Source organism: Promicromonospora sp. NPDC060204, assembly GCF_042728455.1.
Classification (GTDB): Bacteria; Actinomycetota; Actinomycetes; order Actinomycetales; family Cellulomonadaceae; genus Promicromonospora.
This window is the reverse complement of sequence record NZ_JBHWZO010000031.1, coordinates 1-21,815: the sequence shown is the minus strand read 5'-3', so window position 1 is coordinate 21,815 and position 21,815 is coordinate 1. Positions and strand designations below refer to the sequence as shown.

The following is a 21,815-nucleotide window of genomic DNA, read 5'->3' as shown; positions in this document are numbered from 1 at the left end:
CCGCCAGCCGGTCGGTCCAGCCGCTCACGCCAGCCGGTCGGTCCAGCCGCTCACGCCAGCCGGTCGGTCCAGCCGCTCACGCCAGCCGGTCGGTCCAGCCGCTCACGCCAGCCGGTCGGTCCGGCCGATCAGTCCAGGGTCGCGTCCGCCGCGTGCAGTGCCACCGCGCCGAGGTCGCCGCCGGCCTGGGCCGCCCAGGCGTGCTGGCGTGCCGCGCCGTTGCCCCCGGCCCAGAGCCCGCCGAGCAGCTCGGTCACGGTGTCGAGGTCGCCGAGGTCCACGAGGGCGTCACGGACGTGGTCCACGAGCGCGCCCACGACGTCGTGCGCCGGGGCCGGCCGCCAGGTACGCGAGTCCACGAGGTCGCCGGAGAGCCCCGAGCGGCCCGCGCGCCACAGGGCGGTGCGCAGCACCTCGACGGGTGCCTCGGGCGGCGGCTCGCCGGACGCCGCGGCCCGCGCCGCCGTCTCCACGAGGCCCCGGGCCAGCGCGGCCAGCAGCGTCGCCGTGTCGGCGGAGAGGCACACGTCGGCGACCCGGATCTCGACGGTCGGGTACCGGGCCGACAGGCGGGCGTCGAAGTAGACCATGCCCTGGTCGAGGATGGTGCCGGTCGCGACGAGGCCCGCGACGGCGGCGTGGTACGCCTCCGGCGTCCCGAAGGTCCGGGTCGGACCCGCCGTGGGCCAGCGCGACCAGACCTGCGAGCGGAAGCTCGCGTACCCGGAGTCGTCGCCCATCCAGTACGGCGAGTTCGCCGACAGCGCCAGGAGCGGCGCGAGCCAGGGCCCGATGCGGTCGAGCACGGCCACGCCCTCGGCGTCGTCGGCCACGGAGACGTGCACGTGACAGCCGCTGGTGAGCTGCTCGCGGGCGGTCAGGCCGAACTCGGCGCGCGCCTGGAGGTAGCGGAGCTTGCCGACCGTGGTCCCGGCGAACGCGAGCGGTGACGTGCCGAGGGCCGCGATCCGCGCGTCGTGCCGCTCGGCGGCCGCCTGTGCCCCGGCCCGGCCCTCGCGGATCGCCGCGGCGACGTCCTCCAGCGTCGAGCGCGGCGGCGTGGCCGTCTCGATCTGCTCCTCCATGAACTCGTGCTCCAGCGGGCCGTCGTCCGGCTCCGCCGTCCCGAGCACGTCCTGGGCGCGCGCGATGGGCCGGCCGTCGTGCCCCACGAGCATGAGCTCTTCCTCGACGCCGACGGTGCGCCTGGTCGTCGTCACCGCAGCCGTCGCATCACCCGTCACCCCGCCCGTCACAGCAGGGCGAGCGCCGCGAGGGCGTCCCGGGTGGCGTCGGCCGCGGTCATGCGCTGCGCCCGGACGATGTGGTCGCGGCTCGCGTGGTCCAGGAACTGGACCGGGAGGCCCATGTGCACCTGCGGCGTGCCGATGCCCTGCTCCCCCGCGCGCTGCGCCAGCATGTCGCCCACGCCGCCGTCGACCACGCCGTCCTCGACCGTGACCACGAGGTCGTGCTCGCCGCACAGCTTGACCAGGTTCTCCGGCACGGGCAGCACCCACGTCGGGGAGGCCACCGTGGCCTCGACGCCGTGCGCCGCGAGCGCCGCGCCGGTCTCCATCGCGCAGGCCGCCATGGAGCCCACGCCGACGACGAGCACCTTGCGGGTGACCGGGGCCTGGGCGCGGTTCGCGTCCGGGGAGAACCGGCCCACGACGTCCACTCCGTCGAGCTCCTCGACCGCGGGGATGTCGTCGCCGACCGCGCCCTTCGGGTAGCGGACCACGGTGGGCGCGTCGTCGACGTCGACGGCGGCGCGCAGGGCGGCGCGCAGCGTCGTCTCGTCGCGCGGGGCGGCCAGGCGCAGGCCGGGGACGATGCGCAGCATGGCCATGTCCCACATGCCGTTGTGGCTGGCGCCGTCGTCGCCGGTGATGCCGGCGCGGTCCAGCACGAAGGTGACGCCGGCCTTGTGCAGGGCGACGTCCATCAGGACCTGGTCGAACGCGCGGTTCAGGAACGTGGCGTAGACGGCGACGACGGGGTGCAGGCCGGCGAAGGCCATGCCGGCGGCCGACGTCGCGGCGTGCTGCTCGGCGATGCCGACGTCGAAGGTGCGCTCCGGGAACTGCTCCTGGAACGGCGCGAGGCCCACGGGGTGCAGCATGGCGGCGGTGATCGCGACGACGTCGGACCGGCGGCGGCCGATCTTGACGATCTCGTCGGCGAAGACCTTGGTCCAGCCGAACCGGCTGGCGGCGACGGGCAGCCCGGTCTCGGGGTGGATGACGCCGACGGCGTGGAACCGGTCGGCGATGTCGTCCTCGGCGGGCTTGTAGCCGCGGCCCTTCTCGGTGATCGCGTGCACGATCACGGGGCGGCCGTACGCCTTGGCGCGGCCGAGCGCGCGCTCGAGCGCCTCGGTGTCGTGGCCGTCGACGGGCCCGATGTACTTGATGCCCAGGTCCTCGAACAGGCCCTGCGGCGCGACGACGTCCTTCAGGCCCTTCTTCAGGCCGTGCAGCCAGCGCCACGCGAAGCGGCCGGGCGCCCCGGAGCGGTGCAGGGCGCGGGTGCCCCAGCTGAGGAAGGCCTCGTACCCGCGCGTGGTGCGCAGGGTGTCGAGGTGGTTGGCGAGCCCGCCGATGGTCGGCGAGTAGGACCGGCCGTTGTCGTTGACGACGACGACGAGCTTGCGGTCCCGGCTCTCGGCGATGTTGTTCAGCGCCTCCCAGGCCATGCCGCCCGTGAGGGCGCCGTCGCCGATGACGGCCACGACGTGGTCGTCCTTGCCGCGCACCTGGTTGGCCTTGGCGATGCCGTCGGCCCAGGACAGGGCGGTCGACGCGTGGGAGTTCTCCACGACGTCGTGCTCGGACTCCGCGCGGCTCGGGTAGCCGGACATGCCGCCGCGCTTGCGCAGGTCGGAGAAGTCGTGGCGGCCGGTCAGGAGCTTGTGCACGTAGGACTGGTGGCCCGTGTCGAACACGAGGGTGTCGCGCGGCGAGTCGAAGACCCGGTGCAGGGCGATGGTCAGCTCGACGACACCGAGGTTGGGGCCGAGGTGCCCGCCGGTGCGCGAGACGCTGTCCACCAGGAACCGGCGGATCTCCTCGGCCAGCTCCGGCATCTGCCCGGGCGTCAGCGCCCGGACGTCCTCAGGCGAACGGATGTCGCTCAGCAAGCCCATGCGCGTCCTTTCGTCGTGCCCGGTGAGGGGCGAATCGGGGCCCCACTCTAAGGGGAACCGACCACTCCACTGTGCCACGACAGGGGTGCCTCCCGTGCCTGTCTCCGATACCTCCACAACGATGTGGCAGGACTCATAGGCACAGGCAGGCAAACTCTTTACTCTTGGTGAACGTGCGATTCCTCGACGAGCAGGCCCCGGCAACCGACCTCACCTATGGCGACGTGTTCCTCGTCCCGTCACGCTCGGACGTCACGTCGCGGTTCGACGTCGACCTCTCGTCCGACGACGGCACCGGCACCACCATCCCCGTCGTCGTCGCGAACATGACCGCGGTGGCCGGCCGTCGCATGGCCGAGACGGTCGCGCGGCGCGGCGGGATCGCGATCATCCCGCAGGACGTCCCCGCCGACGTCGTGGCCGGCGTGGTCGCGGACGTCAAGGCCAAGGACCCCGTCATCGAGACGCCGGTGGTGGTCGCCCCGCAGGACACCGTGCACAGCGTGCTGACGCTGCTGGGCAAGCGCTCGCACGGCGCCGCCGTCGTCGTCCAGGACAACCGGCCCGTGGGCGTCGTGACGGAGTCCGACTGCGCCGACGTGGACCGGTTCACCCGGGTGTCCGAGGTGATGTCCGCCGAGCCCCTGCTCCTTCAGGCCGCCCTGCTGGACGGCCCGGGCGGGCTGGAGGCGGCGTTCGACGTGCTGCACCACGCCCGGCTCGACCTCGCGCCCGTGGTCCGCGACGGCCTCCTGGCCGGGGTGCTGACCCGCAAGGGCGCGCTGCGCTCCTCGATCTACTCCCCCGCGCTCGACGCGTCCGGCAGCCTGCGGATCGGCGCTGCCGTGGGCATCAACGGCGACGTCGCCGCCAAGGCCAAGGACCTGCTGGCCGCGGGCGTGGACGTGCTCGTGGTCGACACCGCCCACGGCCACCAGACCAAGATGCTCGCCGCCCTGGAGGCCGTGCGGTCCGTGGACCCCACGGTGCCCGTCGTGGCCGGCAACGTGGTCACGGCCGACGGCGTGCGCGACCTCGTGGCGGCCGGCGCCGACATCCTCAAGGTCGGCGTGGGCCCCGGCGCCATGTGCACCACCCGCATGCAGACCGGCGTAGGGCGGCCGCAGTTCTCCGCCGTCCTGGAGTGCGCGGCCGCCGCGCGCGAGCTCGGCAAGCACGTGTGGGCCGACGGCGGCGTGCGCCACCCCCGCGACGTCGCCCTCGCGCTGGCCGCCGGCGCGTCGCAGGTGATGGTCGGCTCCTGGTTCGCGGGCACGTACGAGTCGCCGGGCGACCTGAAGGACGACGGCACGGGCCGGCTCTACAAGGACTCGTTCGGCATGGCCTCGGCCCGGGCCGTCGCGGCGCGCACCGCCGGGAGCGGCTCGGCCTTCGCCCGGGCCCGCAAGGCCCTGTACGAGGAGGGCATCTCCACCGGCAAGATGTACCTCGACCCGGCCCGGCCCGGCGTCGAGGACCTGCTGGACGAGATCACCTCCGGCCTGCGCTCCTCGTGCACCTACGCCGGGGCCCGGTCGCTCGCCGAGTTCTCCGAGCGCGCCGTCGTCGGCATCCAGTCGGCCGCCGGGTACCAGGAGGGCATGCCGGTCGCGACGAGCTGGTGAGCGGGCCCGGCCGGGCCGGGGACTAGCCCACGACGGTCAGGCTGCGGGTCGGGCGCGTCAGCGCGACGTAGAGGTCGCGCTCGCCGCCCGGCCGCGCGGCGGTGATCCCGTCGGGGTCGGCGACCACGACGGCGTCGAACTCCAGGCCGCGCACCTGGGAGACGGGCACCACCCGGACCTGCGTGCCGTCCAGCGCGTCGGCGACCTCGCGCACCCGCGCGTCCGCGGCGACGACGGCCACCAGGTCGTCGGGTCCCGCGGCCGCGAGCGCCCCCGCCTCCCGCACGACGGCGGCGACCAGCTCGCCGGATGCCGCCGCGACGCGCCGGGGCACGTCGCCGTGCCGCACCGCACGGGTGGGCGCCTGGTCGGGGGCGATCCGGGCGAGCAGCGGCGCCGCGACCTCCAGCACCTCGGCGGTGGTGCGGTAGCAGACGGTCAGGGTGCGCACGTCGGCGCGCCGGGCCAGGTCGGCGCCCAGGGCGTCGGCCCACGAGGCCGCCCCGGTCGCCGGCCCGGCCTGCGCCAGGTCGCCGACCACGGTCATGGAGCGGCCCGGGCAGCGGCGCAGCACGGAGCGCCACTGCATCGCCGTCAGCTCCTGCGCCTCGTCCACCACCACGTGTCCGTAGATCCGGGCGGGCGGGCCGTCGAGCAGGTGCTCGGCCTCGTCCAGCAGGGGCAGGTGCGCCGTCGTCCAGGCCGGGGCGTCGTCGGACGGCGCGAGCCCGTGGCCCGTCAGCTCGGGGTGCGCGTCCAGCAGGTCCAGCACCACGTCCTGGGCCACCAGGTGCGGCCAGGCGCCCTCGACCGCCCGCTCCAGGGCGACGTCCTCGGCGAGCTCGGCCTGCAGCGCGCCCGGGTCCAGCTCGGCCACGGCGGCGGCGTGCCCGAACTTGCCGCCGTCGTCGGGCGCGAAGCCGAGGCGCGCCAGGTCGCCGGCCGCCGCCTTGTCGACGTTGACGCCGCCGGTGAGCACCTCGATGTCCTCGTCCAGCTTGGCGAGGAACACGCGGGCGCGCGCCTGGACCTCGTCGGCCACGAACTCCACGACGAGGTCCTTGAACAGCGCCCGGGCCTGGTTGTGCGGCAGGCCGGTGCCGCCGGCGGTCTCGCGCGCCTCGGCGAGCGCGTGCTCGTCGAGCGTGACCGGGTCGCCGTCGACCAGCACCGTCAGGGTGCCGGACGGCGCCTGGTAGCCCCGCACGATCGCGGCCAGCTCGTCGGCCAGCCGGGCGTCACCGGCGGCCCGGCGCAGCTCGTGGCCCGCGGCCGGGACGCCGGCCAGGCCGAGGGCGTCCGCGACGAGGCGGTCGGCGGTGCTCATCGCCACGTCGTTCTCGCCGAGGGAGGGCAGCACCTCCGCGATGTAGTCGAGGAACCGCGTGCCCGGGCCGAGGACGAGGACGCCGTCGGTCCGCGCCTCGTCGAAACCGGCCAGGACGTACGCGGCGCGGTGCAGCGCGACCACGGTCTTGCCCGTGCCGGGGCCGCCCTCCACGACGGTGACGCCGCGGTGCGCGGAGCGGATGATCGCGTCCTGCTCGGCCTGGAGCGTCGCCACGACGTCGCGCATGCGGCCGGTGCGACGCGCGCTGATGGCCTCCAGCAGCGGCCCGTCCCCGACGACGTCGTGCGGACCCGGCTCGCTGTCGTCCAGGATCTCGTCGCTGACACGGGTGACCCGGCGCCCGTCCAGGCCCAGGTGCCGGCGGCGGCGCAGGCCCATCGAGTGGGCCGCCGTGGCGGCGTAGAACGGGCGCGCGGCCTCGGCGCGCCAGTCGACGAGGAGCTGGTCGTCGCCGTCGCTCAGCCCGGTGCGGCCGATGTGCAGCGTGCGCCCGTCCGCGCCGTCGATCCGGCCGAAGCACAGGTGGTGCTCGGCGGCGCCCAGGGTGCGGGCGCGCCGGCCCAGCATGGCCACGCGCACCTCACGCGTGTAGGCCTCGGCCGGGTCGGTCGACGAGGCGCGCACGGCGTCGTCGAGGTCCGCGCGCACGCGCTCGGTCTCACGGTCGAGCCGGGTGTACAGGGCGTCGACGTACTGCTGCTCGGCGGACTGCTCGGTCTGGCGTGGCTGCACCGGGTCTCCTCTTTGTCGGAACCTGGTGTCAACGCGATCGTGCCGCAGAACGTTCCCGGGGGTGCACCGCGCCCGGGCGTGGCGCGCGGTTCAGGACGAGTGCAGTTCAGGACGAGTGCGGTTCAGGACGAGTCCCGGGCCCGCTGCCCGAACGTGCCCGACGTGACCGTCGCCCACGACCGGCGCAGGACGTCCTCCAGCACCGCGAGGTCGACCTGCTCCAGGTCCTTCAGGTACAGGCACCCGACGCCGGTGGTGTGCGGCCCCAGCACGGCGAGCCGCTCCGCGTGCGCGCCGACGCCGTCGGGCAGGTAGATCGTGCTGGCCGTCCTGCGCGGCGCGAAGCTCGCGGCGGGCGCGTCCCCGGAGTGCCCGCTTTCGTACTCGTAGTGGTACTCGCCGAAGCCGACGACCGACGTGCCGAACATCCGCGGCGCCTGCCGCGTGACCCGCTCCATGAGCTCGCGCAGCGTGTGCGCGTCCCGACACCGGACGGCGTGCGTCACCGCGTCGAGGTAGGCGGCGGGGTCGCCGTCGGTCCAGGTGGTCACCATGCGCCCAGTATCGCGCTCGGCCCGGCGCCCTGCGTGGTGGGCATGCGGCGGCCGGCGCCGCCGGTAGGGTGAACGGCCGTCCCCCCCACCAGCGAAGGAGTCCCCTGTGGTCGCCGCCGACCTCGACGTGACCGTCGACCTCGCCCGGTCCCTCCTGCGGGAGCAGCACCCCGACCTCGCCGACCGCCCCCTGGAGCTGGTCGCCAACGGCTGGGACAACGTGGTGCTCCGGCTGGGCGACGACCTCGCCCTGCGCCTGCCCCGGCGTGAGCTCGGGGCGCAGCTCCTGCGCAACGAGCACCGGGTGCTCCCCCTGCTCGCCCCGCGGCTGCCCGTCTCCGTCCCGGACCCGGTCCGCGTCGGCGCGCCGAGCGCGGCGCTGGGCTACCCGTGGCCCTGGGGCGTGGTGCGGTGGGCCGACGGCGTCGCCGCCGCGACCGTCCCCGCGGCGCGCCGCACCCCCTGGGCCGAGCACCTGGCCCGCGTGTTCGTGGCGCTGCACCGGCCGGCTCCGGCCGACGCCCCCGTCAACGACTTCCGCGGGGTCCCGGTCGCGGCGCGGGACGAGGGCTTCGAGGAGCGGGTCGCGCTGCTGCCGGAGCGGGTCCGCGCCCGCGCCCGCGCGGTGTGGGCCGAGGCCCTGGCCGCGCCGGTGTTCGACGGCGACCCCGTCTGGCTGCACGGCGACCCGCACCCGGCCAACCTCGTGGCCGACGGCGACCGGCTCTCGGCCGTCATCGACTTCGGGGACGTGACCAGCGGCGACCCGGCGTCCGACCTCGGCACCGTGTGGCTCACCTTCGACGCGGAGGGCCGCGAGCGCTTCCGCGCCGTGGTCGACGCCGAGGCGCGCGACGGCCTCGGCTGGGACGCCGGGATGTGGGACCGCGCGAAGGGCTGGGCCGTGCTCTACACCGCGATCTGCTTCGCCTACCCCGACGCCCACCCGGTCATGGTGGGCGTCGGGGAGCACGCGGTGGAGCAGCTCTTCGGCTGACGTCGCCGGACCCTCAGAACTGCACGGCCGTGGTGTTCGCCCCGCAGACCAGCACCGCGACCCGCTCGCCCGGCTCGGGTACGTAGGTGCCGGACAGCAGCGCGGCGAGCGCCGTCGCGCCGCCCGGCTCGGCCACGACGCGGGCCGCCTCCCACAGGGAGAGCTGGGCGGAGGCGATGGCCTCGTCGCTGACGAGCACGGACTGCGCCACGAACTGCTGGGCCAGCGGGAACATGAGCCCACCCACCTGCTTCGGGGCGAGCGAGTCGGCGGCGATCCCCTCGGTGGGCGCGTCGACCGGCTCGCCCGCCGCGAGCGCCCGGTGCAGGGTGGGCGCCCCCTCGGGCTCGACGGCCACGACCTTGACGTCGCCGCGGAACCAGGCGGCGATGCCGCCGATCAGCCCGCCGCCGCCCACGGCGACCAGCAGCGTGTCGAGACCGGGCAGATCCTGGGCGATCTCCAGGCCGAGGGTGCCCTGCCCGATCAGCGTCTGCGGCTGGTCGTAGGCGTGCACGGTCATGGCCCCGGTGCCGGCGACGAACTCCTCGCTCGCGGCCAGCGCGTCGGCGTACCGGTCGCCGCCCATGACGAGCTTGGCGCCGTAGCCGCGGATGCGCTCGGCCTTGGCCGGGGAGGTCACGCTGGGCACGAAGACGGTCGCGGGGATCCCGAGCCGGGCCGCGGCGTAGGCGACGGCGGCGCCGTGGTTGCCGCCCGAGGCGGCGACCACGCCGGCGTCGGGCACCTCGCGGGTCAGCAGGCTGGTGAACGCGCCGCGCGCCTTGAACGAGCCCGAGTGCTGGAGGCACTCGAGCTTGAGCGCCACGGGCTGCGCCGGCCGGCCGAAGTCGGCCAGGTCGACCTCCAGCACGGGGGTGCGGCGCACGTGCGGCCGGATCACGGCCTCCGCGGCGCGGATCGCGTCCCGGGTCACCTCGGTCATCGTTCCCTCTCCTCCAGCATCGGACTCGGTCGTCATGAGATTCCCAGCTCCCGGTCGCGGTCCCAGTCCTCGGTCCACCCGAGCTGCTCGAACATCGCGTCCAGGATCCCGGCGGTGAACCCCCACACGAGGTGCGTCAGGTCGCCGTCGTGCACGTGGAAGCCGGGGCCGCGCCAGGTCTGGTTGCCGCGGCGGAGCACGGTGGTGAACCGGTTGGCGGGGTCGAGCAGGTCGGCCACGGGGGCGCGGAAGACGTGCGCGGACTCGGCGACGTCGACCACGCGCACGGGCGTGGGGCGGGTCCACCAGCCGAGCACGGGCGTGACCACGTGGTTGCTGACCGGCATAGGCAGCTCGCCGAACGCGCCGAGCACCTCCACGCCGGACGCGTCCAGGCCGGTCTCCTCGACGGCCTCGCGCAGGGCCGCGGCGACGGCGTCCTCGCCGTCGTCGGCGCGGCCGCCCGGGAAGGCGACCTGCCCGGCGTGGCTGCGCAGCGTCGCGGCGCGCGCCAGCAGCAGGACGTCGAGGTCGGCGGGCACCGCGAGGTCGTGGTCGTCGCGGCCGGTCGCCAGGTCGTCCAGCACGCCGAACAGCACGAGGACGGACGCGGGGCGCGCGCCGCCGGTGAAGTCACCGCGCGCGTACCGCCACGGGCCCTCGAAGCCGCGCTCGGCGAGGGCGACCAGCTGCTTGCGCGCGGATGCGGAGGAGCTCACCGACCGACCTTAACCCCGGCCGGGGACGCTCCCGGACGCGTCACCAGAGGAACGACCGCACCGCCGTCGCCACGGCCGACGGCCGCTCGCGGTGCACCGCGTGCCCGGCGCCCACCACGACGCGCGCCCGCACGCTGGGGTTGCGGATCATCAGCTCGACGCCGGTCCGGGGCTGGAACAGCGCGCCGCGGGCCGGGTCGGCGCCCAGCACGAGCGTCGGCACGGTCAGGCGGGTCACGACGGCGGTGTGCCGCCAGGGCGCGTTGTCGCGCAGGGTGTGCGCCACGGCCGCGGCGTCGGCGGCCTTCGCGGCGGCGGCCACGGCCGCGGCGTCCCGCCGGTCCCAGGCCGCGTGCGCGCCCTGCACCGACCGGGCGGACGGCGGGTTGGTGGCGTCCCGGATCTCCGCCTCGGAGACGGCCTCGAACCGGTCCTCCTCGACGTCGAGCGCGGGGTCCAGCAGCACGAGCCGGCGGGTGAACCGCCGGTCGGCGTCGGCGGCCAGCGCGCCGAGCAGGCCGCCCAGGCTGTGCCCCACCACGAGGTCCCAGCCGGAGCCCAGCGCCCGGACGTCGGCGACGTGGTCGGCGAGCAGGTAGGAGTCGGCCCGTGGGCTGGCCCCGTGCCCGCGCAGGTCCGGGGCCACGACCTCGTAGCCGTCGTCGGCGAGGGTCTCGGCGAGCCGCCACCAGGTGGCCCCGGCGGACACGATGCCGTGCAGGAGCAGCGCCCGGCCCGGGCCGGTGCCCCATCTGGTCGTGACGAGCTCGACGGCCGCGGGTGGTTGGGAGGTGCCGCCGGGAACTTCCTGCCACATCGCCATGAACAGAGGGTAACGACGGTATGTATACGGGTTTGAAACAATTGAACGTTTCTACCGCAATGTGGCGAGATCAGCGCCGTGCGCCGCCAGCAGGGCGCGCGCGGCCGCCAGCGCGCGCTCGTAGACGGCGTCGTCGCGGAGCAGCACGGACCGGTCGTTCGCCGCGTTCAGCAGGGCGTTGATCTCGAAGGCGACCTGGTCGGGGTCGGTGCCCGGGGCGAGCTCGCCCGCGTCGAGCGCCAGCTGCGCCTGGTGCACCAGGTAGGACTCCCAGGACCGCTGCGCCGCCACGACCGCGTCGTGCACCGCGCCGTCGCGCATGTCGAACTCGATCTCGACGGTGCGGAAGAAGCACCCGCCCTGGAACACCCGCGCCCGCGAGTACTCGGTCCAGGCCAGCACCAGCGCCCACAGGCGTGCGAGACCGCGGTCGGCCGACCGCGCGCGGACGATGACGTGCTCGGTGTAGATCTCGGTCGCCCGCTCCACGGCGGCGAGCTGGAGCCGCTCCTTCGAGCCGAACAGGCCGGCGATCCCGCTCTTGTTCACCGGTACGGCCTCCGCCAGCGCGCCGAAGGACAGCGCGTCCAGCCCACGGACGGACGCCTCCTGCACCGCGTGGTCCAGCACGGCGCGGCGCGTGCGGTCGCCGCGCAGGCGGCGCAGATCGGTCGGCTCGTTCACACAAGAGAGTGTACGACCGTTCGCTCATTCGATAGTGTGCGAACGTTCGTACAGATTAATCGCCACCCCCGGAGGCCCCCGTGTCCCAGTCCCAGCGCGCAGCCCGCGCCCTGTTCCGCACCCTCGGCCGCGTCGCACCGCCGGCCGCCCTGGCGCTCGGCGCGGCCACCTACTGGCGGGTCGGGGCGCCGGCGCCGGTCCGGCCCGCCGACCAGGCCGTCCACGACTCGGCACGGCGCACGCCGCTCGAGCACCGCCCCACGTTCCGCCGCGGCCGGGACGGCCGCCCCGGCGCCGGCGGGACCGTCACGGTGGCCACCTACGCCTGGGGCGACCCCGGGGCGCCCGGCGTCCTGCTGGTGCACGGCTGGCAGTCCCGCGCCTCGGCGTTCGGGCGGATCATCGAGGACCTCACCGGGGCCGGGCTCCGGGCCGTCGCGTACGACGCGCCCGGGCACGGCGCCTCCGGCGGGCAGCGGCGGACGGGGCTCGACGACCTGGCCGTCATCCGCCGCCTGTCCGAGGCCGAGAACGCGCCGTGGGCCGGCGTCGTCGGACACTCGCTCGGGGTGCTCGGCGCGGGGATCGCGCTGCACGAGGGCATCGAGGCCGAGCGGTTCACCGCGATCTCCGGCCTCACCTCGGTCCGCGTCACGACCGACGGCTTCGTCCGCGGGGCCGGGATCCCCTGGGCGCTGCGCGACGCCTTCGCGAGCGCCGCCCAGCGGTACGGCCTGCCCGACCACCCGGACATCTACGAGCGCTTCGACCTGCTGCGGCACACCGTGCCCGCGTCCATACCCACCCTCTGGCTGCACGACGACGGGGACCGCGTGAACCCGCACCAGCTCTCGGTCCGGCTCCACGAGGCGCACGCGGACTCGAGCGAGCTGTTCACGACCACCGGGCTGGGGCACAACAAGATCCTCGGCGACCGGGCGGTCCGGTCCAGGATCCTCGACCACCTCGCGGCACCGGCACGCACCACCGCCCGCCTGACGGCCCACCGGCCGCCCGCGCGGTGAACTGCGCGTGAACTCTCCCCGACATCACCAGTCGGATACCAGAAACCTTCCCTGACCTGCGACGACGTCATACCCTGATGTCCAGTTTATACCCATTTCAACCGGAGGTAGGACGACGATGGAGCACACGAGCGACGGCGCCCTCGCAGCGACAGTGGTCAGCGTCCTGGCGGCCCTCTGGTTCGCCTGGACCGTCCGGCACTCCGGGCCGTGGTCCCGGCTTCTCCCCGTGGCCGGCGTGGTGCTCGCCGTCGTGGTCGCGGCGCTCGGCGCCCTGGCCGCGGTCCGCGCCTGGCCCGACGGCAGCGTGGTCACCGGCCGGATCGTGAGCATCTACGTGGCAGCCCTCCTCGTGCACGGCGGCCTGACCCGGCTGTGCACCGGGATGATCGCGAGCAAGTACCGCCGGGCGCGGGCCGCCGCGAAGGACGCCGACAAGGCCGGCGTGACCACCGGCAAGTCCCGGCTGCACCTGATCCCGACGGTCGTGGCGGTGTCCACGGCGCTCCAGGTGGGGATCGTCGCGAACACCCTCGCCGTGCCGAACCTGTACCTCGGCGCCGCGGCCGGGCTCGCGGCCGCGCTCCTCGCCTGGCCGCTCGGCTGGATCCTGCGCCTGGTCACCCGGCCGCGCGGCCACCGCCCCACCGCGGCGCTCGCCCACCCGCTGACCGGGCTGCTGACGGGCGCCACCCTGGTCGCGACGGCAGCCTGGCTGCTGCTCGCGCTCGGCTGACCCGGCCCGGCCCGCCGCGAGCCACGCGACACACCGGGATCTTTGCTTGGTCGCATAGACGAATCCTGTCACTGTTTGTCCATCTTTTGCTTGACAGTCGGCATAAGTCCTCCTATGTTCGACAAAGTCACCCGGTGGAGTACGTCCTGCCACGGGGGCGTGGCCGCCGTCGCCGACGACCACGTGACGCACCCCTGGAGGGAACGACGATGAGGTCCACCTTCGTGACAACGCTGTCACTCACCGCGTCGACGCCACCGGCCTCGCGCGCCTGAGCCCGTCCCCTCCCGAACTTCTGTCTCGCCGGGACGGCACTCCCGCCTGCCCGACGGTGTCGAACGGAGACCCATGCCCGAGAACAGCACTGACGCCCCAACCCAGTCCGGCGGCGTGTCCCGCCGCTCGATCCTGACCGGTACCCTCGCCGGGCTCATGGCGCCGACGGCGGCGCTGGCGCTCGGCTCCGACTCGGCCGCCGCCGTCTCGACGGCGGCACTCGGCACGACCCGGCACATCACGGTGTACGCCGAGGCGCTGCCCGGGGGCCAGTACGGCTACGGGCTCACGCCCGGAAAGGCCACCATCCCCGGCCCCATCCTGGAGATGTGGGAGGGCGACACCCTCCAGGTCGAGCTCGTGAACACCACCGACAAGCGCCTGTCGATCCACCCGCACGGCGTGGACTACGCGACCGACTCGGACGGCAGCCCCTTCAACGACTCGTTCAACGAGCCCGGCGAGACCCGCACCTACGTCTGGAAGAGCCACAAGCCGAAGCAGCGCGCCGACGGCACCTGGATGGCGGGCTCCGCGGGCTACTGGCACTACCACGACCACGCGATGGGCGGCGAGCACGGCACCCCCGGGCTGCGCGCGGGCCTGTACGGCGCCCTCGTGGTGCGGCGCGCGGGCGACACGCTGCCCGACCGCCAGCACACCGTCGTGTTCAACGACATGACCATCAACAACAAGATCGCGCCCGACACCCCGATGCTGGAGGCGAACAAGGGCGAGAAGGTCGAGTTCATCGCGATCGGCCACGGGGACCAGCTCCACACGTTCCACGTGCACGCCCACCGCTGGGCGGACAACCGCACCGGCTACCTGACCGGCCCCGACGACCCCTCCCGGGTGATCGACACCCGCGACCTCAACCCCGGCTCCTCGTTCGGGTTCCAGGTCGTGGCGGGCGAGGGCGTGGGCGCGGGCGCGTGGATGTACCACTGCCACGTCCAGTTCCACTCGGACGGCGGCATGGCCGGCATCTTCCTGGTGCGCAACGCCGACGGCAGCATGCCCGCCGGCGCCCAGGCGGCGATCGACCGGTTCCACGAGCACGGCGGCCACACGATGAGCGACATGTCCGCCACCGAGACCGAGTCGGGAGCCGCTGCCCATGCCGGCCACTGACCCCTACTCCCCGTTCACGCGCAAAGGAGCAGTGATGGAACGAACCCGAAGAGGCATCATCGCCGCGGTGGCCGGTGCCGCCCTCGTCGCCACGATGTCGACGACGCCGGCCGCGGCCCAGCGGAGCGCCACCGCCGTCGACACGGCCGTCGAGACCGCCCCGGCGGTCGCCGCACCCGTCGCCGCCGCCACGACCGCCGCGGCCGAGCCCACCGTGCTCGTGTTCCACGGCGCGGCCGCCGACCAGGCCGACCCGGTCGCCGTCGCCACCCGGACCATCCGGGAGCTCGGCGCGGAGAACGGCTTCACCGTGCACACGGCCAGCGACCCGAAGGTGTTCACGGCCAAGAACCTCGCGGAGTACCGCGGGGTCGTCTTCCTGTCCGCCGAGGGCGTCGAGCTGAGCACCGCGCAGGAGGACGCGCTCAAGGCCTACGTGCAGGGCGGCGGCGGCTTCCTCGGCGTCCGCGACGCCGCGCGCGCCCAGGCCCGCTCGCAGTGGTTCACGGGCCTGATCGGCACGCGGCCCGCCGGCAACCTGCCCGACCCGCTGCCGGTGGCGAGCGCCACCGCGAGCGCCGAGAACGCGCCGAACGAGGTGGCCGCCAACCTGATCGACGGCGACTCCCGCACCAAGTGGCTGGCGTTCGAGCCGACGGCGTGGATCGAGCTCGAGCTGGAGGAGCCGCTCGCGGCCGCCCGGTACGCGCTCACCTCGGCCAACGACTCCGAGGGCCGCGACCCGCAGGACTGGACGCTGCAGGGCTCCACGGACGGCGAGACCTGGACCGACCTGGACACGCAGGCGGGCGAGGACTTCCCGGACCGGTTCGCCACGAACGACTACGACGTCGACAACGACGTGGCCTACCAGCACTACCGGCTGGACATCACGGCGAACGCGGGCGAGGACCTCACCCAGCTCGCCGAGATCCAGCTCTTCGACACCTCCGGCGAGGAGGAGCCGGACCCCGAGGTGCCGGTGCAGGAGGCGACGGTGAACGTCGTCGACCGCGCGCACCCCGCCAACGAGGGGCTGCCCCTGAACTGGACCCGTGAGGACCGGTGGCTCAACTGGTCGCCGAACCCGACGGGTGACGTGCACACGGTGGCGCAGGTCCAGGAGTGGGACTACGAGCCGGGCGAGGGTGCGAACGGCGCCTTCCACCCGATCTCGTGGTGCCGCGACTACGACGGCGGCCGCTCGTTCTACACGGGCATGGGCGGCACCGCGGAGAGCTACGCGGAGGAGGGCTTCCGGGACCACCTGCTCGGCGGCCTGCTCTGGTCGGCCGGCATGGTGCGCGGCGACTGCCAGGCAACCATCGCGGCGAACTACGAGGCCGAGCGCCTGACCGCGCAGAACACCGCGGGCACGCTCGACCAGATCGGCGAGCCGCACGGGCTCACCGTCGCACCCGACGGCGGCGTCTTCTACGTCGGCAAGGGCGCCTGCCCGTCCGGCCCGATCGTCTCGTGGGACGACCCGAACGTGGGGCTGGGCTGCGGCACGATCCACCGCTGGGACCCCGAGGCGGGCGAGACCAAGCTGCTGACCACGCTGGACGTGATGGGCAACCGCGGCAGCGGCAGCGAGCTGGTCAAGAACGAGGAGGGGCTGCTCGGCATCACGCTGGACCCCGACTTCGAGGACAACCACTGGCTCTACGCCTACTGGATGCCGCACGAGTCGATCGACGTCGTGAAGCGGGTGGGCCAGCGCACGGTCTCGCGCTTCACCTATGACGCGGCGGCCGACACGATCGACCAGTCCACCCGCAAGGACCTGCTGCACTGGGAGACGCAGATCCACAGCTGCTGCCACGCGGGCGGCGGCATGGACTTCGACAACGACGGCAACCTGTACATCGGGTCCGGCGACAGCAACTCCTCGGGCGGGTCGAACGGCTACTCCGGCAACAACTGGACACAGGAGTTCGCGGGCCTCTCGTTCCAGGACGCGCGCCGCACGGCCGGCAACACGAACGACCTGAACGGCAAGATCCTGCGGATCCACCCGGAGGACGACGGCACGTTCACCGTCCCCGAGGGCAACCTGTTCCCCGAGGCGGACGACCCGGGTGACAAGACGCGCCCGGAGATCTACGTGATGGGCGTGCGGAACATCTCGCGCCTGGCCTACGACAAGAAGAACGACTGGCTGACGGCTGCCTGGGTGGGGCCGGACGCGGGCGCGCCGGACCCGGAGCTCGGGCCGGCCAAGTACGAGACCGCGACCATCATCACCTCGGCGGGCAACCAGGGCTGGCCCTACTGCATGGGCAACCGGCAGCCCTACCGCGACCGCAGCAACGAGGACGCCACGGTGCTCACGGGCTGGTACGACTGCGACCACCCGAAGAACACCTCGCCCCGCAACACGGGCCTGGTGGACCTGCCGCCCGTGCGCGACAACATGATCTGGTACTCGCCCAGCGGCGGCGGCCCGGTCTTCCCGAAGAACGAGGACGGCATCCCGTCGTACGTCGACGAGGAGGCCACGTACACCCAGCCGTACCTGCGGGGCGGCGGTCAGGCCGTGATGGACGGCCCCACGTACCACCGGTCCGAGGTGGACACCGACAGCGGCGTCGCCTGGCCCGCGTACTGGGACAACAAGTGGTTCATCGGCGACCAGTCGAACGCGAGCAACCGGATCGCCGTCACGGTGAACCCGGACACGGTGGACGAGGCCGGTCCCCCGGTCTTCGCCGAGGACCTGCGCAAGATCATCCAGGGCGGCGCGGGCAACGAGCAGGTGCAGAGCTGGATGGACGCCAAGTTCGGTCCGGACGGCGCCCTGTACCTGCTGGACTACGCGGGCGGCTTCTTCTCCCTGCACCCGAACCAGAAGCTCGTCCGGATCAGCTACAAGGGCGGGGCTCCGACCCCGGTGCCGGCCGCGTCCGGCACGAGCGTGCAGAGCTCCCCGCTGACCGTCGCCTTCACGGGTGACCGCTCGGGCGGCGTCTCGTACGCCTGGGACTTCGGCGACGGGAGCACCTCGACCGAGGCCAACCCGCGGCACACCTACGCCCGCGTGGGCAGCTACGACGCCACGCTGACGGTGACCTACGCCGACGGCGAGACGTCCACGGTCGAGGTCGCGGCCGAGACCACCTGCACCATCCCGGACGACCGGGGCACCGTGTGGTTCGGTGACGACAACACGGGCGTCACCAACGACGACCTGGGTGGCTGCACGATCAACGACCTCGTCCAGGACGAGCGGGAGTGGGACACGAACGGCCGGTTCGTCAACCACGTCACGGCCGTGGCCGACCAGCTCCGGGCCGACAAGGTGATCACCGTCGCCGAGCGCAAGAAGCTGATCAAGGTGGCGCAGTCGTCCGGCATCGGGGCGGAGGGCAGCACCGGCTACCGGTGGCTGTTCGACGGCACGGCCGAGCAGCTCGCGGACTGGCGGCAGGCCCCGGGCGGCAAGTTCGACCTGAAGGACGACGGGTCGATCCTGTCCACCGGCGGGCTCGGCATGCTCTGGCACCCGGGCGAGGAGCTCGGCGACTTCTCGCTGAAGCTGGAGTTCAAGGACGTCGCGCCGGAGGGACGGTTCGCCAACAGCGGCGTCTTCACGCGGTTCCCCGACCCGCGGGTGGCGCGTGACGACCGGCCCGAGTGCGGGCAGGGCACCGACGCCGAGGCCTGGGTGGCGATCTACTGCGGCCACGAGATCCAGCTCTACGACGGCCCCACGGGCGAGGTCCAGAAGACGGGTTCGGTGTACAACTTCGACCCCAACACGCTTCAGGACGCCGGGGTGACCCCGAAGGGCGAGTGGAACACCTACGAGATCCAGGTGGTCGGCCAGCAGTACACGATCATCCGCAACGGCGAGGTGATCAACGAGTTCGAGAACTCACCGGGCAAGGAGTCCTCGCGCGCCGGTGACCCGCCGACCGACCTGCGGCAGTTCCTGCGCGGCTACATCGGTCTGCAGAACCACAGCGACGCGGACGCCATGGAGTTCCGCAACATCCGGGTGCGTGACCTGTGACCGGGCCCGCGGAGACGAGAGGAACACCCATGCGACACAGACTGTCCCGCCTGCTGGCGGTGGCGGCGGTCGGCGCCCTCGTGGCGCTGCCGCTGGCACCGGCCACCGCCGCCGAGACCACCACCATCAAGCCCGTCGCCGACGTCGCGCCGGACCGGGCCGCCACCCAGGCGGCCGACCCGGCCGCCCAGGCCGACCAGGTGCTGAACTTCACCGCGAGCGCGAGCGTCTCGGCGTACAAGTCGGCACCCACGACGGCGGCCGCCGGGCCGACCACCATCGTGTTCGAGAACAGCACGGCGACCGGCAACAACATCGGGATGTCCCACACCCTGACGTTCGACACCGGCACCCCGGGCTACAACCAGGACGTCACCCTGGACATCCTGGCCAACCCCCTGGACGCCAACGGCGGCCGCTACGAGGCCGAGGTCAACCTGACCCCGGGCACGTACCGGTACTTCTGCGCCATCCCGGGGCACAGCACCATGGTGGGCGAGCTCGTGGTCACCGAGGGCGGCGGTGGCGACGACACCACCGCCCCCACGGTCACGGCGGACGTCGCCGGTGACCAGAACGACGAGGGCGCCTACGTCGGCTCAGCGAGCGTGAGCCTCGCGGCCGACGACGGCGACGGCTCGGGCGTCGAGTCCGTCGAGTACGACCTGGACGGCGCCGGGTACACCCCGTACACCGCGCCCGTCGTCCTCGACGAGCCCGGCACCTACATGCTCGAGTACCGGGCCACCGACGCGGCGGGCAACGTCTCCGAGCCGGAGATGCTGCACGTCACCGTCGTCGCCCCCGACGGCGAGGACACCACGCCGCCGGAGGTCACCGCCGAGGTGACCGGCGACCTCGACGCGGACGGCGCCTACGTCGGGTCCGGCACCCTGAACCTCACGGCCAGGGACCCCGGATCGGGTGTGGCGGGCATCGAGTACGACCTCGACGGGGCCGGCTGGGCGGCGTACACCACGCCCGTCGTCGTCGACACCCCGGGCGAGCACACCGTGGCCTACCGGGCCACGGACCGGTCCGGCAACGTCTCGGAGCCGGGTTCGGCCACGTTCACCGTGGTCGAGGCACCCCCGGTCGACGAGACGGCGCCCACCGTCACGACCCAGGTCACCGGCGAGCAGGACGACGACGGCGCGTACATCGCGTCGGCGACGGTCGCGATCCTCGCCGAGGACGCCGGGTCGGGCGTCGAGTCCGTCGAGTACAACCTGGACGGCGACGGCTGGACGGACTACACGGAGCCGGTGGTCGTGGACGTCACCGGCGCCCACGAGGTGGCCTACCGGGCCACGGACGCCGCGGGCAACACATCGGAGCCCGGCAGCGTCGAGCTGGTCGTGGTGGACGGGCAGGACCCGCCGGACACCACGCAGCCGATCGCGTCGGCCCAGGTGGACGGCGACCAGGACGACGAGGGCTTCTACCTCGGGTCCGCGACGGTCACCATCACCGCCCGGGACGACGAGTCGGGGGTGGCGTTCATCGAGTACGCGCTCGACGACACCGCCTTCCGGGAGTACACCGGCGCCGTGGAGGTCACGGAGCCCGGGTCGCACGCGTTCGCGTACCGGGCCACCGACAACGCGGGCAACGTGACCCGGACCGGCACCCTGCGGTTCGACGTCGCCCGCGGCGCGATCGACGCCTGCCCCGTCTCCGACGAGCGTGCCACGGTGATCATCGGCAACAAGGACAGCAAGGTGACCAACTACGACACCGGCAACGGGTGCACGGTCGCCGACCTGGTCGACGCGGACGGCGGGTGGGTCAGCCACACCGCGTTCGTGAGCCACGTGCAGCAGGTCGCCGACCAGCTCGACGACGCCGACGTGCTGACCGCGCAGGAGGTGACGAAGCTGGTCCGGGCCGCCCACCAGTCCGACGTCGGGCGCTAGCACCGGCCCGGCAGGACAGGCACGACCCTTGAGACGGAGCGGACCGTCTGCCCCCGGGCAGGCGGTCCGCTCCGCTGTTCTCCCTGGTGCGCCGAGCCCGTCCTGGGCACACTGGGCGGATGACGTCCACGGCCGGTTGGGCAGTTGTCGGTGTGCCGTCCAGCGCCGCGGCGCACTCCCGCGGGCTGGAGAAGGCCCCGGCCGCCCTGCGCGCGGCCGGGCTGCTCGGCGCCCTACGGGCCGCCGGCGTCGACGTCCGGGACGACGGCGACCTGCCGACCGCGACCTGGCGCGCCCACCGCGCGCCGGGCGAGCCCAACGACGTCGGCCGCGTGATCGACGGCCTGCGCGGCGTGCGGCGGCGCGTCGGCGCGGTCCTGGCCCGCGGCGAGCGGGCCCTCGTGCTCGGCGGGGAGTGCACGGTCGCCCTCGGGGTGGTCGACGCCGTCGCGGAGCGGCACCCCGACGTGGCCCTCGTGTACGTGGACGGCGGCCAGGACCTCCAGCTCCCGCCCGACCACCCCGACGAGCCGATCCTCGACTCGATGGGCGTCGCCCACCTCCTCGACCTGCCCGGCGCCTGGGCCCCGCTCGCCGCGGCCGGCCACCGGCGCCCGCTGCTGAGGGCCGACCGGCTCGTCTACCTCGGGTACTCCGACGACGAGGAGGACGTCCACGGGCTCGTCCCCGCGGTGCGGATCCCCGCCGCGCAGGTGCTCGCCGACCCGGAGGACGCCGCCCGCCGCGCCCTGGCCGCCGTGGGCGGCACCCCGTTCGTGCTGCACCTCGACGTCGACGTGCTCGACTTCCTGACCCTCCCGGTGGCCGACGTGCCGACGTACGGCCGCGGCCTCGTCCCGGCGACGCTGGACCGTGTGCTGCGCGCGCTCGCCGCCGACCCCGGCCTGGTGGCCATGACCTGTGTGGAGGTCAACCCCGACCACGCGGACGAGGCGGGCCTGCGCGGCGTCGTCCGGCTGCTGGCGGGCGCACTCGGCGCCTCCTGATCCCGGGAACGACGGCGCCCCGCCCCTCCGCGAAGGAGGAACGGGGCGCCGGCGATCGGCTCAAGAAGCTCTACCTACTGTCGCCACCGCGTCCTCATCCCCGCCGCCTCGGTGGCCGGGATGATCG

The 21,815-nt window shown here is 73.9% G+C and carries 16 protein-coding genes; 8 read left to right on the top strand and 8 right to left on the bottom strand.

All coding sequences use genetic code 11. The features are described from left to right. Window positions 1-128: 128 nt before the first annotated feature. Both ACFWEJ_RS06580 and dxs read right to left on the bottom strand, forming a co-directional pair. A complete protein-coding gene (locus ACFWEJ_RS06580) occupies window positions 129-1,220 on the bottom strand; it encodes a glutamate--cysteine ligase (protein WP_377228394.1) in 1,092 nt (363 codons plus the stop codon). Window positions 1,221-1,252: 32 nt separating this feature from the next. Continuing rightward, window positions 1,253-3,148, bottom strand: coding sequence for a 1-deoxy-D-xylulose-5-phosphate synthase (gene dxs, locus ACFWEJ_RS06575; protein WP_377228393.1), 1,896 nt, complete (start codon window positions 3,146-3,148; stop codon window positions 1,253-1,255). Between the two features lie 173 nt (window positions 3,149-3,321). Between dxs and ACFWEJ_RS06570 the strand changes: the two genes are divergently transcribed. Next, on the top strand, window positions 3,322-4,773 hold the full coding sequence (locus tag ACFWEJ_RS06570) for a GuaB1 family IMP dehydrogenase-related protein (protein ID WP_377228407.1): 1,452 nt from the start codon (window positions 3,322-3,324) through the stop codon (window positions 4,771-4,773). A gap of 22 nt (window positions 4,774-4,795) precedes the next feature. Here ACFWEJ_RS06570 and ACFWEJ_RS06565 read toward each other — a convergent pair whose 3' ends face one another. After that, on the bottom strand, window positions 4,796-6,856 hold the full coding sequence (locus tag ACFWEJ_RS06565) for a HelD family protein (RefSeq protein ID WP_377228392.1): 2,061 nt from the start codon (window positions 6,854-6,856) through the stop codon (window positions 4,796-4,798). Window positions 6,857-6,978: 122 nt separating this feature from the next. Next, window positions 6,979-7,410 carry a DUF1801 domain-containing protein gene (locus ACFWEJ_RS06560; RefSeq protein WP_377228391.1) on the bottom strand — a complete coding sequence of 144 codons (432 nt, stop codon included), beginning with the start codon at window positions 7,408-7,410 and terminating at the stop codon, window positions 6,979-6,981. A 106-nt stretch (window positions 7,411-7,516) separates the two neighbouring features. On the opposite strand from ACFWEJ_RS06560, the gene ACFWEJ_RS06555 reads away from it, so the two are divergent. Then, window positions 7,517-8,407, top strand: coding sequence for an aminoglycoside phosphotransferase family protein (locus tag ACFWEJ_RS06555; RefSeq protein ID WP_377228390.1), 891 nt, complete (start codon window positions 7,517-7,519; stop codon window positions 8,405-8,407). 13 nt (window positions 8,408-8,420) lie between these two features. Here the strand turns inward: ACFWEJ_RS06555 and ACFWEJ_RS06550 are convergent, their stop codons facing one another. Genes ACFWEJ_RS06550 through ACFWEJ_RS06535 form a run of 4 tightly spaced genes read right to left on the bottom strand, consistent with a single transcriptional unit; the run spans window position 8,421 to window position 11,579 of the window. Continuing rightward, entirely contained in the window at window positions 8,421-9,353 is a 933-nt protein-coding gene (locus ACFWEJ_RS06550; protein ID WP_377228389.1) for a threonine/serine dehydratase, read from the bottom strand. A gap of 32 nt (window positions 9,354-9,385) precedes the next feature. Continuing rightward, complete coding sequence (locus ACFWEJ_RS06545; protein ID WP_377228388.1) at window positions 9,386-10,072, bottom strand: NUDIX hydrolase; 687 nt, start codon at window positions 10,070-10,072, stop codon at window positions 9,386-9,388. A 40-nt stretch (window positions 10,073-10,112) separates the two neighbouring features. Continuing rightward, the gene (locus ACFWEJ_RS06540; protein ID WP_377228387.1) at window positions 10,113-10,895 is read right to left on the bottom strand and encodes an alpha/beta fold hydrolase; all 783 of its coding nucleotides are present in this window, start codon (window positions 10,893-10,895) and stop codon (window positions 10,113-10,115) included. Window positions 10,896-10,946: 51 nt separating this feature from the next. Continuing rightward, on the bottom strand, window positions 10,947-11,579 hold the full coding sequence (locus ACFWEJ_RS06535; protein WP_377228386.1) for a TetR/AcrR family transcriptional regulator: 633 nt from the start codon (window positions 11,577-11,579) through the stop codon (window positions 10,947-10,949). An 80-nt stretch (window positions 11,580-11,659) separates the two neighbouring features. Here ACFWEJ_RS06535 and ACFWEJ_RS06530 point away from each other — a divergent pair, with 80 nt between their 5' ends. From ACFWEJ_RS06530 to ACFWEJ_RS06505, 6 genes are all read left to right on the top strand, one after another. After that, window positions 11,660-12,604: an alpha/beta hydrolase gene (locus ACFWEJ_RS06530; RefSeq protein WP_377228385.1), complete on the top strand. Its 945-nt coding sequence runs from the start codon at window positions 11,660-11,662 to the stop codon at window positions 12,602-12,604. A 118-nt stretch (window positions 12,605-12,722) separates the two neighbouring features. Continuing rightward, entirely contained in the window at window positions 12,723-13,340 is a 618-nt protein-coding gene (locus ACFWEJ_RS06525; RefSeq protein WP_377228384.1) for a hypothetical protein, read from the top strand. 348 nt (window positions 13,341-13,688) lie between these two features. Then, entirely contained in the window at window positions 13,689-14,750 is a 1,062-nt protein-coding gene (locus ACFWEJ_RS06520; RefSeq protein ID WP_377228383.1) for a multicopper oxidase domain-containing protein, read from the top strand. Between the two features lie 34 nt (window positions 14,751-14,784). Continuing rightward, window positions 14,785-18,765 (top strand): ThuA domain-containing protein, encoded by a 3,981-nt coding sequence (locus tag ACFWEJ_RS06515; protein WP_377228382.1) that lies wholly within the window; start codon window positions 14,785-14,787, stop codon window positions 18,763-18,765. 29 nt (window positions 18,766-18,794) lie between these two features. Continuing rightward, window positions 18,795-20,681 (top strand): OmpL47-type beta-barrel domain-containing protein, encoded by a 1,887-nt coding sequence (locus ACFWEJ_RS06510; protein WP_377228381.1) that lies wholly within the window; start codon window positions 18,795-18,797, stop codon window positions 20,679-20,681. 119 nt (window positions 20,682-20,800) lie between these two features. Next, window positions 20,801-21,688 carry an arginase family protein gene (locus ACFWEJ_RS06505; RefSeq protein ID WP_377228380.1) on the top strand — a complete coding sequence of 296 codons (888 nt, stop codon included), beginning with the start codon at window positions 20,801-20,803 and terminating at the stop codon, window positions 21,686-21,688. Window positions 21,689-21,815 lie beyond the last annotated feature (127 nt).

What these genes read in the sequence shown, in the direction of transcription:
- dxs (WP_377228393.1), bottom strand. Translation starts at nt 3,148, where the DNA reads ATGGGCTTGCTGAGCGACATCCGTTCGCCTGAGGACGTCCGGGCGCTG.
- ACFWEJ_RS06520 (WP_377228383.1), top strand. Translation starts at nt 13,689, where the DNA reads ATGCCCGAGAACAGCACTGACGCCCCAACCCAGTCCGGCGGCGTGTCC.
- ACFWEJ_RS06515 (WP_377228382.1), top strand. Translation starts at nt 14,785, where the DNA reads ATGGAACGAACCCGAAGAGGCATCATCGCCGCGGTGGCCGGTGCCGCC.
- ACFWEJ_RS06510 (WP_377228381.1), top strand. Translation starts at nt 18,795, where the DNA reads ATGCGACACAGACTGTCCCGCCTGCTGGCGGTGGCGGCGGTCGGCGCC.
- ACFWEJ_RS06540 (WP_377228387.1), bottom strand. Translation starts at nt 10,895, where the DNA reads ATGGCGATGTGGCAGGAAGTTCCCGGCGGCACCTCCCAACCACCCGCG.
- ACFWEJ_RS06525 (WP_377228384.1), top strand. Translation starts at nt 12,723, where the DNA reads ATGGAGCACACGAGCGACGGCGCCCTCGCAGCGACAGTGGTCAGCGTC.
- ACFWEJ_RS06505 (WP_377228380.1), top strand. Translation starts at nt 20,801, where the DNA reads ATGACGTCCACGGCCGGTTGGGCAGTTGTCGGTGTGCCGTCCAGCGCC.
- ACFWEJ_RS06560 (WP_377228391.1), bottom strand. Translation starts at nt 7,410, where the DNA reads ATGGTGACCACCTGGACCGACGGCGACCCCGCCGCCTACCTCGACGCG.
- ACFWEJ_RS06550 (WP_377228389.1), bottom strand. Translation starts at nt 9,353, where the DNA reads ATGACCGAGGTGACCCGGGACGCGATCCGCGCCGCGGAGGCCGTGATC.